General features: G+C 74.0%; 14 protein-coding genes. 9 read left to right on the top strand and 5 right to left on the bottom strand.

What is annotated here, in order from left to right; translation table 11 throughout:
- Positions 1 to 68 precede the first annotated feature (68 nt).
- The 7 genes from ACQPZK_RS08195 (at position 69) to ACQPZK_RS08225 (ending at position 8,618) form a co-directional block, all read left to right on the top strand.
- A complete protein-coding gene (locus ACQPZK_RS08195; protein WP_433537702.1) occupies positions 69 to 527 on the top strand; it encodes a DUF2975 domain-containing protein in 459 nt (152 codons plus the stop codon).
- A complete protein-coding gene (locus ACQPZK_RS08200) occupies positions 527 to 742 on the top strand; it encodes a helix-turn-helix domain-containing protein (RefSeq protein WP_433537703.1) in 216 nt (71 codons plus the stop codon). The genes ACQPZK_RS08195 and ACQPZK_RS08200 overlap by 1 nt, the downstream gene beginning before the upstream one ends.
- Entirely contained in the window at positions 739 to 894 is a 156-nt protein-coding gene (locus ACQPZK_RS08205) for a hypothetical protein (protein WP_421475270.1), read from the top strand. The genes ACQPZK_RS08200 and ACQPZK_RS08205 overlap by 4 nt, the downstream gene beginning before the upstream one ends.
- Positions 895 to 1,002: 108 nt before the next feature.
- Positions 1,003 to 4,188, top strand: coding sequence for an FtsX-like permease family protein (locus ACQPZK_RS08210; protein WP_433537704.1), 3,186 nt, complete (start codon positions 1,003 to 1,005; stop codon positions 4,186 to 4,188).
- Positions 4,185 to 6,884 carry an FtsX-like permease family protein gene (locus ACQPZK_RS08215; RefSeq protein WP_433537705.1) on the top strand — a complete coding sequence of 900 codons (2,700 nt, stop codon included), beginning with the start codon at positions 4,185 to 4,187 and terminating at the stop codon, positions 6,882 to 6,884. Before ACQPZK_RS08210 ends, ACQPZK_RS08215 begins: the two co-directional genes overlap by 4 nt.
- A 1-nt stretch (position 6,885) precedes the next feature.
- Complete coding sequence (locus tag ACQPZK_RS08220) at positions 6,886 to 7,881, top strand: ABC transporter ATP-binding protein (protein WP_433537706.1); 996 nt, start codon at positions 6,886 to 6,888, stop codon at positions 7,879 to 7,881.
- Between the two features lie 11 nt (positions 7,882 to 7,892).
- Positions 7,893 to 8,618, top strand: coding sequence for an ABC transporter ATP-binding protein (locus ACQPZK_RS08225; protein WP_433539145.1), 726 nt, complete (start codon positions 7,893 to 7,895; stop codon positions 8,616 to 8,618).
- A 472-nt stretch (positions 8,619 to 9,090) separates the two neighbouring features.
- On the opposite strand, the gene ACQPZK_RS08230 is transcribed toward ACQPZK_RS08225, so the two are convergent.
- Genes ACQPZK_RS08230 through ACQPZK_RS08240 form a run of 3 tightly spaced genes read right to left on the bottom strand, consistent with a single transcriptional unit; the run spans position 9,091 to position 12,310 of the window.
- Positions 9,091 to 9,543 carry an N-acetyltransferase family protein gene (locus tag ACQPZK_RS08230; RefSeq protein WP_433537707.1) on the bottom strand — a complete coding sequence of 151 codons (453 nt, stop codon included), beginning with the start codon at positions 9,541 to 9,543 and terminating at the stop codon, positions 9,091 to 9,093.
- A gap of 21 nt (positions 9,544 to 9,564) precedes the next feature.
- Entirely contained in the window at positions 9,565 to 11,136 is a 1,572-nt protein-coding gene (locus ACQPZK_RS08235; protein WP_433539146.1) for an alpha/beta hydrolase, read from the bottom strand.
- A gap of 58 nt (positions 11,137 to 11,194) precedes the next feature.
- Positions 11,195 to 12,310, bottom strand: coding sequence for an ATP-dependent DNA ligase (locus ACQPZK_RS08240; protein WP_433537708.1), 1,116 nt, complete (start codon positions 12,308 to 12,310; stop codon positions 11,195 to 11,197).
- A gap of 135 nt (positions 12,311 to 12,445) precedes the next feature.
- On the opposite strand from ACQPZK_RS08240, the gene ACQPZK_RS08245 reads away from it, so the two are divergent.
- A complete protein-coding gene (locus ACQPZK_RS08245; protein WP_433537709.1) occupies positions 12,446 to 12,658 on the top strand; it encodes a hypothetical protein in 213 nt (70 codons plus the stop codon).
- A gap of 50 nt (positions 12,659 to 12,708) precedes the next feature.
- On the opposite strand, the gene ACQPZK_RS08250 is transcribed toward ACQPZK_RS08245, so the two are convergent.
- Positions 12,709 to 13,203 (bottom strand): GNAT family N-acetyltransferase, encoded by a 495-nt coding sequence (locus ACQPZK_RS08250; RefSeq protein ID WP_433537710.1) that lies wholly within the window; start codon positions 13,201 to 13,203, stop codon positions 12,709 to 12,711.
- 60 nt (positions 13,204 to 13,263) lie between these two features.
- Here ACQPZK_RS08250 and ACQPZK_RS08255 point away from each other — a divergent pair, with 60 nt between their 5' ends.
- Complete coding sequence (locus tag ACQPZK_RS08255; protein ID WP_433537711.1) at positions 13,264 to 13,794, top strand: DUF1990 family protein; 531 nt, start codon at positions 13,264 to 13,266, stop codon at positions 13,792 to 13,794.
- Positions 13,795 to 13,811: 17 nt separating this feature from the next.
- On the opposite strand, the gene ACQPZK_RS08260 is transcribed toward ACQPZK_RS08255, so the two are convergent.
- Positions 13,812 to 14,732 carry a DNA-3-methyladenine glycosylase family protein gene (locus ACQPZK_RS08260; protein WP_433118955.1) on the bottom strand — a complete coding sequence of 307 codons (921 nt, stop codon included), beginning with the start codon at positions 14,730 to 14,732 and terminating at the stop codon, positions 13,812 to 13,814.
- Positions 14,733 to 14,792: the final 60 nt, after the last annotated feature.

Consider the following 14,792-nt stretch of genomic DNA (forward strand, 5'->3'; position numbering starts at 1 on the left):
CGCCCGTACCGATTGACTTTCGATAGGTAACGAGCGAGACTCGATGCATGTTTGTTGAACGTCGAGCGGTGTCCGCTCTCCGAGTGTTCCTCGTGGTGCTGTTCGGGATCCTGGTCCTCTTCCAGACCCTGTCGCTGCCGGGGCAGTTCGCGCACATGGCGCAGGAGTCGCCGGAGGATGCGTACCTCCGCTGGCCGGCGACGATCGTGACGGTCTTCTGGGTGCTCTGCGTCCAGGTGGTGATCGTCGCGACGTGGCAGCTGCTCAGCCTGGTCAAGAACGACCGCATCTTCACCGAGGCGTCGCTGAAGTGGGTGGACGCCATCGTCTGGGCCATCGCCGCCGCCTGGGTGGTGCTGGTGGGCGTCTTCCTCTACGTGGGGTTCAACGCGAACGACCCCGGGCTGCCGCTCCTGCTGTTCCTGCTGACGGTGGGTGTCACCGTGCTGGGGCTGCTCATGGTGGTCATGCGTGCCCTGCTGCGGCAGGCCACCACGCTGCGGACCGACATGGAGGCGGTGATCTGATGCCCATCGTCGTCCGGATCGACGTCGAGTTGGCCAAGCGCAAGATGAGCGTCGGCGAGTTCGCCGAGCGCGTCGGGCTCACCCCGGCGAACGTGGCGGTGCTCAAGAACGGCCGCGCCAAGGCCGTCCGCTTCAGCACCCTCGAAGCGATGTGCCGGGTGCTCGAATGCCAGCCCGGAGACCTGCTCGAATGGGTCGAGGAGGAGACCACATGAGGTACGTCGTCGCCATCGCGGCCGTCGCCCTCGGCGTCGCCGCCGTCGTGTACGGAGGGGCCGACGACTCGCCGGGCCTCCAGCTCATCGGCGCGCTGCTCGTCGTGGGCGCGATCGCCTTCGCCGTACGGGCGGCCCGACGCGGCGCGTGACGCCGTCGGCCGCACCCGTAATAACGATCATGTAACGGGCGCGAACCTTTCCCCGTAGGTGACCTGTCTTGAAGGTCGTCGGCCCGCCAGGGCCAGGGGAGGCGTCGGATGAAGCTGGTGTGGAGGCGGGCCCGCGAGGCACGGGGACTGCTGATTGCCGCGGTGCTCGCCGCCCTGGTCGCCGTAGCGTTGGTCACCGGTCTGTCGGACTACAACCGGCGCGCGGTGGACGCCGGACAGCGCGCGCTGGTCGCGGCGTCGCCGGTCGAGGAACGCGGCCTGTTGGTCACCGGGTCCGGTGGCCGCGACGCCGCCGAGTTCGCCAAGCGTGACGCTGCGGCGCGGGCGCAGTTCGCCGACGGGCTCGCCGCGGTCCCGGTCACCGTCTCCACGGCGCGGTACGGCACCGGCCGGGAACTGACCGGCGATCTCGGCTCGGTGCCGCGCAAAGGCACCGAACCCATCTTCGCCAACCTGGCCGCCCTCGATGGCCTGACCGCGCACGCCGAGCTGACAAACGGAGCCTGGCCCCGCCCCGGAACGACGCCGACCCAGGTGAGCCTGCCGGAGCGGGTCGCCACGGCGCTCGGCCTGACCGTCGGCGAGCGGATCCCGCTGCGGGACCGCGCCACCGAGAAGGCCAGCGCGGTGGTGCTCGCCGGCACGTGGCGGCCCCGCGACCCGACCGGGGCGTACTGGCTGCTGGCTCCCGGCGTGGGTACGGGCAGCGTCGGGTCGGGCACCTCCTACGGGCCGTTCGCGCTGGACCCGGCCGACTTCACGGCCCTCTTTCCGGGCTCGGTGACGGCGTCCTGGCTGGCCGAACCGGACCTCGGCGGCGTCGACGCGGCCGACCTGCCCGCCGTACGGGCCGCGGTGAGCGCAGCCGCCGTCGCGGTGCCCGAGGCCGCCGAGCTCGGCTCCTCGGGGCAGGCCTCGACGAAGATCGACCAACTGCTGGACCGGATCGCCCGGGCCGACCTGGTGGGCCGCTCCGCGCTGGCCACCCCGCTGCTGCTCATCCTGGTGCTCGGCGGCTACGCGTTGGTGCTGGTCGCCGCGCTCCTGCACGAGGACCGTCGGGCGCAGACCGCGCTGCTGCGCGCCCGGGGCGCCGCCCGCCGCCAACTGGCCGGCCTCGCCGCCCGGGAGGCGACCCTGGTGGTGGCGCCGGCCGCCCTGCTCGGGCCGGTGATCGCCGCAGAGGCACTACGGTTCGTCCGGCCCGGCGGCGCGGCGGAACTGTCCACCGCCGGCGGTAACACCACCCTGATCTGGGCCGCGGCCGCCGCGACGGCGGCCGGCTGCCTGGTCGCCATGGTCGCGCCCACGCTGCGGGGCTCCGGCACGTACGTCGCCGACATGGCCGCCCGGTCCCGGCCGAACCGGTCGGCGAGCATCCAGCGCGCGAGCGTCGATCTGGTGCTCGTCGCCCTCGCCGTGCTCGCCTGGGTGCAGCTCCGCCGGTACGCCTCACCGCTCGCCGGCTCGAACGGCCGACTCGGACTGGACCCGCTGCTGGTCGCCGCCCCGACGCTGGGAGTGCTGGCCGGGGCCGTGCTGGCGCTGCGGGTGCTCCCGCCGCTCACCCGGTTCGCCGAGCGGTTCGTCGACCGGCGACCGTGGACCGCCACCATGCTCGGCATGTGGCAGGCCGGCCGCCGTCCGCACGCCGGGCCGGTGCTGCTGCTCGCCCTCGCCGTCGGCGGCAGCACGCTCGCCTGGTCCCTGGTCAGCACCGGGGAACGGTCCCAGGTCGAGCAGGCCGGCCACACGGTCGGCGCGGACCTGCGGGTGACCGAGCGCGGCGGCGTCGCCCCGGTGACCCGGGCCGGCGAGCTCGCCGCGATGCCGGGCGTGCGCCGGGCGCTACCGGTGTGGCGCGACGAGGTGCGGGTCGGCCGCGGGGACCTGCCCGTCACCGTGATCGGCTTCGACTCCGCCGGTGCGGAGGGCGTCGTCCGGCTCGCCGACCGGCTGAGCGACGATCCGGTGTCGACGCAGTACCAGCGGATGGTCGCGGCCCGGGGCGCGCCCACCGGTATCGAACTGCCCGCCGGCACCCGGGCGATCACCGGTACCGCCCGCACCCCCGTCGAGCAGGCCGTCCGCCCGCTGGAGGTCGCCGTGGCGTTGCTGGTCACCAGCAGCGACGGCTCGGCCTTCCGGCTGCCGGCGGTCAGCGCCACCAGCGATGGGCGGCCCGCGTCGTTCACCGTGCGACTACCCGACGTGGGGGACGCGCGACTGCGACTCGCCGGCTTCGAGGCCGACGGCGGGGCGGCGGCCGGGAACGCGTACCGGCTCCAGGTGGACGGGCTGACGCTGATCGGCGCGGACGGCGCCAAGCGGCCCGCCCAGGTGACCGGGGGTTGGACCACCACGGCCGGCGGTCAGCCGGCCAGCCCGGCGCAGTCGAACGAGCGGGGTGTGGCCGCCAGCTTCCCGGTGCAGGTGATCCCCGGTGGGCAGTACGCGTACCAGCCGCCCACCCGGTTCGCCATCGTGCCCGCCGGGCAGATCACACCCGTTCCGGTCCTGATGACGCCGGCGGTACGCGACGCGCTGAGCCTGCACACCGGTGACACCCTCACCCTGGCCCTCTCCGGCGCGTCCGTACCGGCCCGGCTGATCGGTGAGCTGGACTCCGTACCGACCACCACCGGCGAGGGCATCCTGCTCGACCTGCCCACGGCGGTCGACGCGCTGATCCGCGCCGGCGGGACCATCCGGGGCGTACCCGAGTGGTGGATCGGCGCCGACGACCCGGCCGCCGCCACCCGCGCCGCCGGTGACCTGGCCGGCGTCACCGTCCTCGACCGGCGTGCCGAGATCGAGGCCGCCGCCGACGACCCGTACTGGCGGGGGTCGCGCACCGGGATGCTCGCCGCCGCGCTCGGCGCGGTCCTGCTCGCCCTGGTCGGCCTCATGGTCGACGTGTGGGCCACCGCACGACGTCGGGTGAGCGAGTTCGCCGTGCTGAACACCCTCGGCGCGACGCCCCGGCTGCTGGCCCGGGCGTTGCTGGCCGAGCAGACCTTCCTGGCCGGCATCGGCGTCGGCGTCGGGCTGCTGCTCGGTGCCGTGGTCGGGGCCACCATGGCTCCGCTGGTCATTCTCACTCCGGCCGCCGGCCGGCCGGTACCTCCGGCGGCGTTCGCGCTGCCGTGGGTGCCCATCGGCGTGACCGCGGTCGGCCTGCTGCTGGCGGCGCTCGCCTTCAGCGCGTTCATCGCCACCGGCATCCGGCAGCGGGTGGCGGCGGTGCAGCTGCGAATCGGGGGAGAACGATGAGCGTCGGCGCGGCCGCCCGCCGGGTCCGGGCGTACGGCGGGCAGTTCCTACTTCTGGCGGTGCTGACCCTGGTGGTCACCCTGCTGGTCAGCGGGGTGCCCCGACTGGTCAACCGGCTCGGCGAGGAGGGCCTGCGGGCACAGCTCAACAGTGAGCCGGCGGACCGCCGGGATCTCAACTACTCCACCGGGGAGGTCGACACCGCCGCGGCGCCGGTCATGCCCGGCGCTCGGGAGCAGTTCGACAGCCTGGTCGAGGAGATGCCACCGCGGATCCGCTCCGCCGTCACCGAGCGCTGGTTCAGCGTGGACACCACGCCGAACCGGGTGGTCGGTCCCGATCTGAAGGCCCGGAATCTGCTGGTCCACCTCGGTCTGCGCGCCATGCCCGGCGTCCAGGAGGAGAGCACGCTCGTCCAGGGCGCCTGGCCGAACGAGACCTTCGTCGTCGGCCGGCCCATCGAGCTGGCCCTCGACGCCGACGTGGCGCGCAAGCTGAACCTGCGGGTCGGTAGCCGGCTCGACCGGGCTCAGCCGGGCGACGCCGCCGTCAAACCGACACCCATGGTGGTGGTCGGGCTGTTCCGACCCGTCGACCGCGCGGACGGCGCCTGGGGTGGGTTGCCGCAGGTGCTACAGGTCATCGAACCGGAGGGCGACGGCGAGCCCTTCATCGGCGTCGCCGTGGTCGCACCGGTGGTCCTCGACAAGCTGGCCGCGAGCGGCTGGCCGGTACGCACGCAGTGGCGTTACCGGCTCGGCGTGGACCGGATCGACGCGCGCCAGCTCGACCAGACGATCGACAGCCTGCAACAGGTGCAGCGCCACGTTCCGCCCGGTCTCACGCTGACCCAGGCCGTCGACATCCCGCTGCGCGCGTTCGCCGCCCAGGTGAACTCCGCTCGGACCCTGCTCGCCGTGGTCGGGGCGGGCGTCCTGGCCACCCTGGCCGGGCTGATCGTGCTCGCGGCGACCCTGTCCACCCGCCGACGCCGCTCGGAGTTCGCGCTCATCCGGGCACGTGGCGGCGCGGCCACCGCCGGCGCGCGCCGCAGCCTCGCCGAGTCACTGCTGGTGGTGCCGGTCGCGGCGGCGCTGGGCTGGTGGCTGGGCACCCTGTTCCCTGGTACGCCCGACCCGACCGCGCCGTACGCCGCCGCGGCGACCGTACTGGTCACCCTCGCGCTACCGCTGGCGACGCTGGCGGTGCAGGGCGTCGGCGCGACCCGCCGCGACCTGATCCGGATACGTCCGTCGACCCGTCGGCTGACCGTCGAGGTCTTCCTCCTGCTGCTGGCCGTGCTCGGCGCCGTGCTGCTGCGCCGGCGCGGACTCACCCTCGGCGAGGTCGACCCGCTGCTCGTCTCGGTACCGGTGCTGCTCGCGGTCGCCGCGGCGGTGCTCGCGCTGCGGGCGTACCCGTGGCCGTTGCTGCTCGTGAGCCGGCTCGCCGCGCGGACCCGCGGCAGCGTGACCTTCCTCGGCACCGCGCGGGCCGGTCGCTCGACGGTCGCCGCGCCGCTGGTCGTCGTGGTGCTGGCGATCGGCACGGCGGCCTTCTGCGCGGTCGTCGCCGCCGGCGTCGACGCGAGCCGGGGCCGGGCCGCCGAACAGGTCGTTCCCGCCGACGCGCTGATCCGGGGGGAACGCTTCGCCCCGGACACGGTCGAGGCGCTGGACGGTCTGCCCGGCGTCCGGGCCGCCACGCCGGTGCTGACCGAGCGGGACCAGCGGTTGGCGACCGACGAGTTCGGCACCGACGCGCGGATCGGCCAGACCACCGTGCTGCTCGTCGACGGCCCCGGTCTGGCCAAGGTGACCGACGAGTCCGGGGTGGACGTGCGGGTGCCGGAGCCGCTGCGCACCGCCCGCGCCGGAGCGGGGGCGCTGCCCGCGATCGTGTCGCCGGCCGTCGCCGCCGACCTGGCGCGGGCGGGGCTGCGGGACTCGGCGTTCGTCGCGGTGCAGGGCCAGCGGTACGAGTTCCGGGTGGCCGGCGCGCAGGACGGCTTCCCCCTGCTTCCGGAGAGCACCGGCCGGTTCGTGATCCTGCCCTGGCAGGCGCTGCCGCCGAGGGCCACCACACCGGCGCCGAGCAGCCTGCTCGTCGCCGGCGACCGGCTCGACCCGGACGCGCTACGGCAGGCCGGTGACCAGGGTCAGCTGCGCTTCCAGCAGCAGGGAGCGGTCACCGGCCGGGAACGGCCGCTCGGGGTCACCGTCGACACCCGGGCGGGCGTACGACACCAGCTCGGTGACGGCGGCGCGAACGGCGTCCTGGCCTTCGGGTTCGTGGCCGGCGCCGCCGGCGGCACGGTCCTCGGCCTGCTGGCCATCGCGTTCACCGTGCTGGCCGGAGCGCGGGCCCGGGGGCAGGTGCTGTCCCGGCTACGCACCCTGGGCCTGTCCCGCGGGCAGTGGCGAGGGCTGCTGCTCGTCGAGCTGACCCCGCTGGTCGGGGTGTCGGTGCTGACCGGAGCGCTTGTCGGCGCGGTGCTCCCCCTGGTGCTCAATCCGGTGCTCGGCCTGTCCGCGTTCACCGGCGGAGTGCCGGTCCGGGTGGCGTTCGAACCCGGGCTGGTCGTCGCGGTGGTCGCGCTCGGCGCGATCGCCCTTGGCTTCGCGGTCGCCGTCGAGGCCCTGAACAACCGCCGGCTGCGCCTCGGTGAGGTGCTCCGGCTCGGAGAGGAGAGCTGAGATGACCGCTACCGCCCAGAGTGCCCTGGTGCCCGATCTGGCTTCCCTGCAGCAGCGGGCCGCGCAACGGGCCGCCGAGCGGGCCGGCGGGCAGGACCGCCTGCGCGGCCACATCGTCTGTGACGGACTGGTGCGCATCTTCAAGACCGAGGGGGTGGAGGTCGTCGCCCTCCAGGGGCTTGACCTGGTCATCGACCGGGGCGAGCTGGTGGCGATCGTCGGCGCGTCCGGATCGGGCAAGTCGACCCTGCTCAACATCCTCTCCGGCCTCGACACGCCGACCGCCGGCATCGCCCGGGTGGCCGACTACGACCTGCTCTCGCTCTCCGCGAAGCGTCGGCTGAGCTACCGACGGCAGCTGGTCGGGTTCGTCTGGCAGCAGACCGGCCGTAACCTGCTCCCGTACCTCAGCGCACTGGAGAACGTCGAACTGCCGATGCAGTTGGCGGGCAAGCTCTCCCGGCGGGCCCGCCGCGAGCGGGCCCGGGAACTGCTCGACCTGGTCGGCGTGGGCTACGGCGCGGAGCGGCGGCCCGGTCAGCTCAGCGGCGGCGAGCAGCAGCGGGTGGCGGTGGCCGTGGCTGTGTCCAACGACCCCGAGGTGCTCTTCGCCGACGAGCCGACCGGTGAGCTGGACGAGGCCACCGGTGCGGAGGTCTTCGGCGCGCTGCGCACCATCAACGCCGAGTTGGGCGTGACCATCGTGGTCGTGACCCACGACCATGCCGTCGCCACCCAGGTCCGTCGGACCGTCGCGATTCGCGACGGTCGGACCGCCTCCGAGGTACGCCGGACCGCGCGCGTCGGCGCGGACGGCAACACCGAGCTGGTCAGCGAGGAGTACGCGGTGCTGGACCGCAACGGTCGGATGCAGCTACCGGCCGCGTTCGTCGACGCGCTGTCGCTGAAGGAGCGGGTCCGGCTCGATCTGGAGCCCGACCATGTGCAGGTACGGCCCGGTGACCGGGTCTCGGACGAGCGGGAGGCACGGGCGTGAACGCCAAGGACATGGTGGTCGCGGGAGCGGCCTCGACTGTCGGCGGACCGGGTGTTCCGCCCGCCGAGGTGGTCCGGGTCAGCGGGGTGAGCCGTACCTTCGGCCGTGGTGAGCACGCCGTGCACGCGGTGCGGGACGTCTCGTTCACCGCCAACCGCGGCGAGCTGGTCGCCGTCCGGGGTCGCTCCGGCGCCGGCAAGACGACGTTGTTAAACCTCGTCGGCGGGCTGGACCGGCCGGACAGCGGCCAGGTGGTGGTGGCCGGGCACGACGTGACCTCGGCCGGGGAGGCCGAGCTGCTGCGGCTGCGCCGGGGCACGGTCGGGTTCGTGTTCCAGACCTTCGGGCTGGTGCCGATCCTCTCCGCCGCCGAGAACGTCGGTGTGCCGTTGCGGTTGGCGCAGGTGCCGGCCGCCGAGCGGGAGGAACGCGTCGCGGTGCTGCTGGAGCTGGTGGGCCTGGGCGCGCACGCGGCCCAGCGCCCGTACGAGCTCTCCGGCGGCCAGCAACAGCGCGTCGCCGTGGCCCGGGCGCTCGCCAACGAGCCGGACCTGCTCATCGCCGACGAGCCCACCGGCCAGCTCGACTCGGAGACCGGGCGGTCCATCATGGACCTGCTCCGCGCGGTGGTGCATGCCCGGGGCATGACGGCCCTGGTCGCCACGCACGACCCGGCCCTGATCGACCTCGCCGACCGGGTCCTGGTCCTGCGCGACGGCCGCCTCGTCGACGGCTGACCAGCGCCCGCCGTCTGTGTTGGTGGCCGGCGGGCGTTGGCCGGCGGGCGGTGCGCGGCGGGCGGCGGGCCGGTGCGCGGCGGGCCGGTGGGCGGTGCGCTGCGGGTCGGTGAGCGGTGAGCGGTGAGCGGTGGGCGGCGGGCCGGTGGGCGGTGCGCTGCGGGTCGGTGAGCGGTGGGCGGCGGGCCGGTGGGCGGTGGAGCGGTGAGCGGTGGAGCGGTGAGGGCGGTGAGGGCGGGCCGGGTCGGTAGCGGGGCGGACCTCGGGTTGTCGCGACCGCGGGTGTGCCCCACGGGTCCTTTGGAGCTGATGTCGTGAACGAATCGGGGCAGTGATTCGTTCACGACATCAGCTCCAAAGGACCCGAACGAGGTGGCTCTGGCCCGGCGCGGCGCGGCGCGGCGCGGCCCGGCCCGGCCCGGCGCGGCCCGGCGCGGCCTGGCCTGGCCTGGCCTGGCCTGGCGAGGCGCGGTCAGAGTGGGAGCTTCATGCCTTCGTGGCTGGCCGTGAAGCCGAGGCTCAGGTAGAAGCGGTGCGCGTCGGTGCGGGACTTGTCGGTGGTGAGCTGGACCAGGGCGCAGCCCCGCTGCCGGGCCTGGTCGATGGCCCAGACCATCAGTTGTCGGCCGAGCCCCTGGCCGCGCCGGTCGGAGCGCACCCGGACCGCCTCGATCAGGGAGCGCTCGGCGCCATGCCGGCCCAGCCCCGGGATGTAGGTGATCTGGAGGCACCCGACCACGTCGCCGTCCTGCTCGGCGACGATCAGGACGTTGCGCGGGTCGGCGGTGATGTCGGCGAACGCCCGTTCGTACGCCTCGTCGACCTGGGTGAAGTCACGGGCCCTGCCCAGGACGTCGTCGGCGAGCAGGGCGATGACGTCGGGCAGGTCCGCGCGGACCGCCTCCCGGAAGATCATGTCGCTCATGTCGGTCAGCCTGGCACAACGTCACTTTGCCGGGCAGCGCAACCCCTCGGCGGGCACGGTGAGGTCGAGCAGGTAGGCGTCCACGGCCCGGGTGATGCAGGAGGTCTGCGGGTAGGCGGTGTGCCCCTCGCCCTCCCACGTCAGCACCCGGCCCACGCCCAGCATCGAGGCGAGACGGCCGGTCTGCTCGTACGGCGTCGCCGGGTCGCCGGTCGTGCCGACCACCACGACGGGTGGCGCGCCGTTCGCCCGGCCGGTCGGGTACGCGTCCCGGCCGCCCGGCCACTCGACGCAGCTCAGCATGCCGACGGCGAGCGCCGGGCCGAACAGCGGGTACTTCGCGCGCCACTGCGACTGCAACTGGCGGATCTGCTCGCGGCTCGGCTTCTCGGTCTCGTCGGCGCAGTTGATGGCGAGGTTGGCGTCGAACAGGTTCGAGTAGTGCCCGTCGCTCTCCCGCCCGGCGTACGAGTCGGCGAGCCGGAACACGTCCTTCGGGTCGCCCTCGGCCAGCCGGTCGATGGCCCGCGCCAACTCCTGCCAGCCGGACTCCGTGTACAGGGACGAGATGACGGCGTAGAAGACCCAGCCCGCCGTGGCCTCCCGCCCGTCGTCGCCCCGCACGGGGGAGACCTTGGCCTTCTCGATCGCCGAGGTCACGGCGGCCCGGGCGTCCGGGGCGATCGGGCAGCGCGCGGCGTTGGCGGCGCACCAGCGGGTGAAGTTGTCGAACGCGCGCTCGAATCCGCGGGCCTGACTCTCCGACCCGGCGACCAACCGCTGCTGAGGGTCGACGGCGCCGTCGAGCACCAACGCGCGTACCCGCTGCGGGTAGAGCTGGGCGTAGATGGCGCCGAGCAGCGTGCCGTAGGAGTAACCCAGGTAGGTCAGCTTGTCGTCGCCGACGGCGGCGCGGACCGCGTCCATGTCCCGGGCGGCCTGCTCGCTGCCGTACAGAGGCAACTGGTCGCCGTAGCGGTCCCCGCAACCACGCCCGATCCGCTGACTCAACCCGGCGAAGCCGTCGAACGACGCCTGGCTCTGCGGGTCCGGGTCGTAGCCGAAGCTCGCGTCCAGGTCGGCGTCGGAGATGCACTTGACCGGACTGGACCGGGACACGCCGCGTGGGTCGAAGCCGACGATGTCGAAGCGCTCGGTGACCGAGGTGGGCAGCCCACCGAACTGGGTGCCGAACGAGAGATAGACGGCCGTGTCCACACCGGAGCCTCCCGGGCCGCCGGGGTTGACCACCAGCGAGCCGATGCGGTCGTGCTGCTGGGTCGACCGGGCCCGCAGCAGGGCGATCTCGAAGGTCTGCCCGGCGCCCGGCCCGGCGGTGGCGCCGCCGCCGGTGCCCCAGTCCCGAGGCACGGCGATCCGCGCGCACTCGTAGCGCATGTCCGGTGCGCCCCGCCCCACCAGATCCTCGGCCACCTCCGGGCAGGGCCGCCAGGTGGCCGACGAGCCGGCCGGGGCCGCCTCACCCTGCACCTCGGTACGCGGCGCGAACGCCGGCAGCGTGCAGCCGGTGGTGAGCAGGGCCGCCACGGCAAAGGCGACGAGGCTGCGACGGACCCGGCGACCGGGTGCCATCCGAGGGTGGTCGGCGGTGCGGCTCACGTGATCCTCCGGAGTCGGGTCGACGGCCAGGCTACGCCGGACCGGTGGCGGCCCGATCGAGGGTGACCGTCGGATCGCCGCGCAGCACCTGGTCCACGTCGAAGCGGATCGGGCGGTCCAGCTGGTCGTAGCGGCAGGAGCGGGGATCGCGGTCGGGTCGCCACCGGACGAACTGGGCGGTGTGCCGGAAGCGGTCGCCCTCCATCGCGTCGTAGCCCACCTCGACGACCAGCTCCGGACGCAGCGGCTCCCACTCCAAGTTTTTGGTGCCGGTCCACCGGCTCACCCCGCCCGGGATGCGCTGACCGCGTTCGTGGTCGCCGTGCACCCACGGGTGCTCGCCGCCGGTGTCCCGGTAGGGAGCCAGCTCGTCGAGCAACTCGGCACGGCGGGCCATGCTGAACGACGCGCTCACCCCGACGTGGTGCAGGACGCCCTCGTCGTCGTACAGGCCGAGCAGCAGCGAGCCGACCACCGGGCCGGACTTGTGCCAGCGGAAGCCGGCCACCACCGCGTCGGCGGTGCGGGCGTGCTTGACCTTGAACATCAACCGCTTGCCCGGCTCGTACGGCAGGTCGGCCGGCTTGACGATCAGCCCGTCCAGCCCCGCGCCCTCGAAGACGTCGAACCAGCGGCGCGCGGTCTCCGGGTCGGTGGTGACCTGGGTGACGTGCACCGGCGGGCGGACGTCGGCCAGCGCCTGGACCAGCCGCTCCCGGCGGCGCGGGTACGGCTGGTCGAGCAACGCCTCGTCACCGACGGCCAGCAGATCGAAGGCGACGAAGTCGGCGGGCGTGGTCTCGGCCAGCATCTTCACCCGCGACGCCGCCGGGTGGATGCGCTGGGCCAGCAGCTCGAAATCCAGCCTCGGCTGGCCGGACGGCCCGTCCCGCCGGATCACGATCAGCTCGCCGTCGACCGCGCACCGCTCGGGCAGTTGCCGGCGGGCCTGCTCGACCACCTCGGGGAAGTAGCGGGTCATCGACTTACCGCCCCGGCTGGCCAGCTCCACCTCGTCGCCGTCGCGGAACACGATGCACCGGAACCCGTCCCACTTGGGCTCGTACGTCACACCGGGCGTGGTGGGCAGCTTGGCGACGCTCTTGGCCAGCATCGGCTCGACCGGAGGGTTGATCGGCAGGTCCACGGCGACCAGTCAATCAGACGGCGCCGACAGTCGTGAGGCAGATCACCGCCGGTGCGGCGGTGGCGTGTCCGCCCGCGCGCCCCTCGTCCTGCCTGGGCGAATCAAATAACCGCAGGTCAGAGCTAGTTTCGCGGAATGGCCGAGTGGGTCTGTGACTGCTGCGGACGGTGGCGGGTGAGCGTCGAGCTGATCCGGGGCCGCTACCGCTACCGGCTGACCCGTCGATATCCGCAGCGGTTCGGTGGCGGCCGCAACGTGCTCGGCGAGGTCGGCTCGGTGGCGGAGCTGGAAGAGCTGCTGCGGCGGCAGACCCCGCTCACCCTGGCCGATCTGCGCGAAGCCGCCTGACTCCGCCGGCTGTCCGCCCATCCACCCGGCACTCCGAAATGTCGCCGGATTCAGGCGTCGCTACGAGCGGAGCTGACGGCCGTTTTCTCCAGCACGGCCAACGGGGTGCCATTCGGGTCCGGGCGGTGCGCCACGATCCGGTAGCCGTGCCGCTCGTACAGCGTGAGGTTGCGGGCGCTGTCCGCGCCGGTGAAGAGGGTGAAGCGAGCGGCCCGGCCGGCGCAGGCCTCCTCGATCGCGGTGAGCAGCCGGGCCCCGACGCCCCGCCCCTGCTGGTCGGGGGCAACCGACAAGCGCCCGATGTGTGCGGTGTCGCCCACCAGGTGGGCGCGCACCGAGCCGACCAGTCGGTGCCCCGAGCGGGCGACGAGCACGATGTCCGGGCCGTCCAGCACGGCCGCGACCTCGGCCAGCGTCTCGGTCAAGGGCGGCAGGAAGGGCTCGCCGTAGTGCTGCGCCTCGCTCAGGTACGCGGCACGCTGCACGGTCAGGATCTCGCCGGCGTCCGCGACCCCGGCCGGGACAATGGTCGCCTCGACGTTCACCCGGGAAGCACACCACAGCCGCCGCAAACATCGACGGGCGGCCCGCCCGTACCCTGGCTGGTGTCCGATCGAGGTCGTGGGGGCGCGGTGGCCGAGCTGACGTACCCGGAGGTGGGGTCGACCCGGCACGGGCCGCTGCCCGACGGGTACCACCACCTGGGCCACCGGTATCGGCTGCCGGACGGCTGCTTCGACACCGCCGCGGACGCGGTGCTGGGCTGGCGGCTGCACCGTGCCGCTGGCGTGCGCATGCGTACCGACGCGCCAAGGGCCACCGTGGGAGTGCTGGTGACCGTGGGTCTGGGCCTCGGGCCGGCCCGCCTCTGGGGGCCGTGCCAGGTGATCTGGAGTACGGATTCACTCAGCGTGGCCGGTTTCGGCTACGGCACGATGTCCGGGCACCCGGAGCGCGGCGAGGAGGCGTTCGAGGTCGTCCGGGACGACGCCGGCGCGGTCTGGTTCGAGGTACGCGCGTTCAGCCTCCCGGACCGCTGGTTCACGCGCGCCGGGGGCCCGGCGGTCCGGGCCGTGCAGCACGCGTACGCGTGGTGGCTCGGCCGGACCTTGCGTCGCCTCTGCGCGGGCCGCTGACGGGCCGGTTCGAGCGGTCAGAAGCGGGCGAACGAGCGGATCGGGGCGCGGGGGCCGTACTTCGGCGCCTGGATACCGGCGGCCTCCAGCAGCACACACACCCGACCCCGATGCCCCCGGAACGGCTCCAGCAGGGTCAGCATCCGCGCGTCGTCGCCCCTCGGCTCGCCGGCGAGCGCCCAGGACACGGTGTTCGGGATGTGGTAGTCGCCGACGCTCACCGCGTCCGGGTCGCCGTACGCGATCCGGACCACCTCGGCGGCGGTCCACGGCCCGATGCCGGCGATGGCGGTGAGTCGGCGGGTCGCCTCCGCCGCGTCGACGCAGCGCTCCAGGCGGTCGGCCAACGCGGCGGCCCGGCGCAGCGTGTCGGCGCGGCGCTGCTCCACGCCGAACGGATGGAACACCCAGTACGGCGTCGCGGCCACGGCGGCGGCCTCCGGCGGCAGCAGCAGCGGCTGCAACGGGCCGGGCGCCGGTTCGCGGAAGTGCCGCACGGTCGCCGCGTACGCCCGGTACGCCTCCTTGCCGGTGACCTTCTGCTCGAAGACCGCCCGCAGCAGACGGGGGAAGACCTGCCCGGTGGTGGGCATGCGCAGTCCCCGGTGCTCCCGGGCCAGTCGGGCGACGAGCGGGTGCGCCGCTGCCAGCTCGGCGAAGCCGGTCAGGTCGTCGCGCAGCCCGGCGATCCCGTCGGCGTGGGCCACCACGTGCTCGGCGCCCGGGCCGTAACCCTCGGCGAGCAGGTCACCGCCCGCCGGTCGTAGGGCGAGGGTGGCCGGCCCCTGCGGGGTGCGGGTCGCCCACCAGAAGGTGCCGGCGGCGATGCGCGCGCACGGGTCGTACGGGCTGAAGGTCAGCGCGCGGACCGACGCGGCCAGCCGGTACCCGACCGGCGGGTGCAGCACCCTGGTCGCGGCGGGTTCGGTCTCGGTCACCCCTGCCACTCTGCCAGGTCAGGCGGCGGAGCCGGTCGCCGCCGTCCGCCGAAACGCCTC

The sequence above is a fragment of the Micromonospora sp. CA-249363 genome (assembly GCF_050950185.1).
In the GTDB taxonomy this organism is placed as follows: domain Bacteria; phylum Actinomycetota; class Actinomycetes; order Mycobacteriales; family Micromonosporaceae; genus Micromonospora.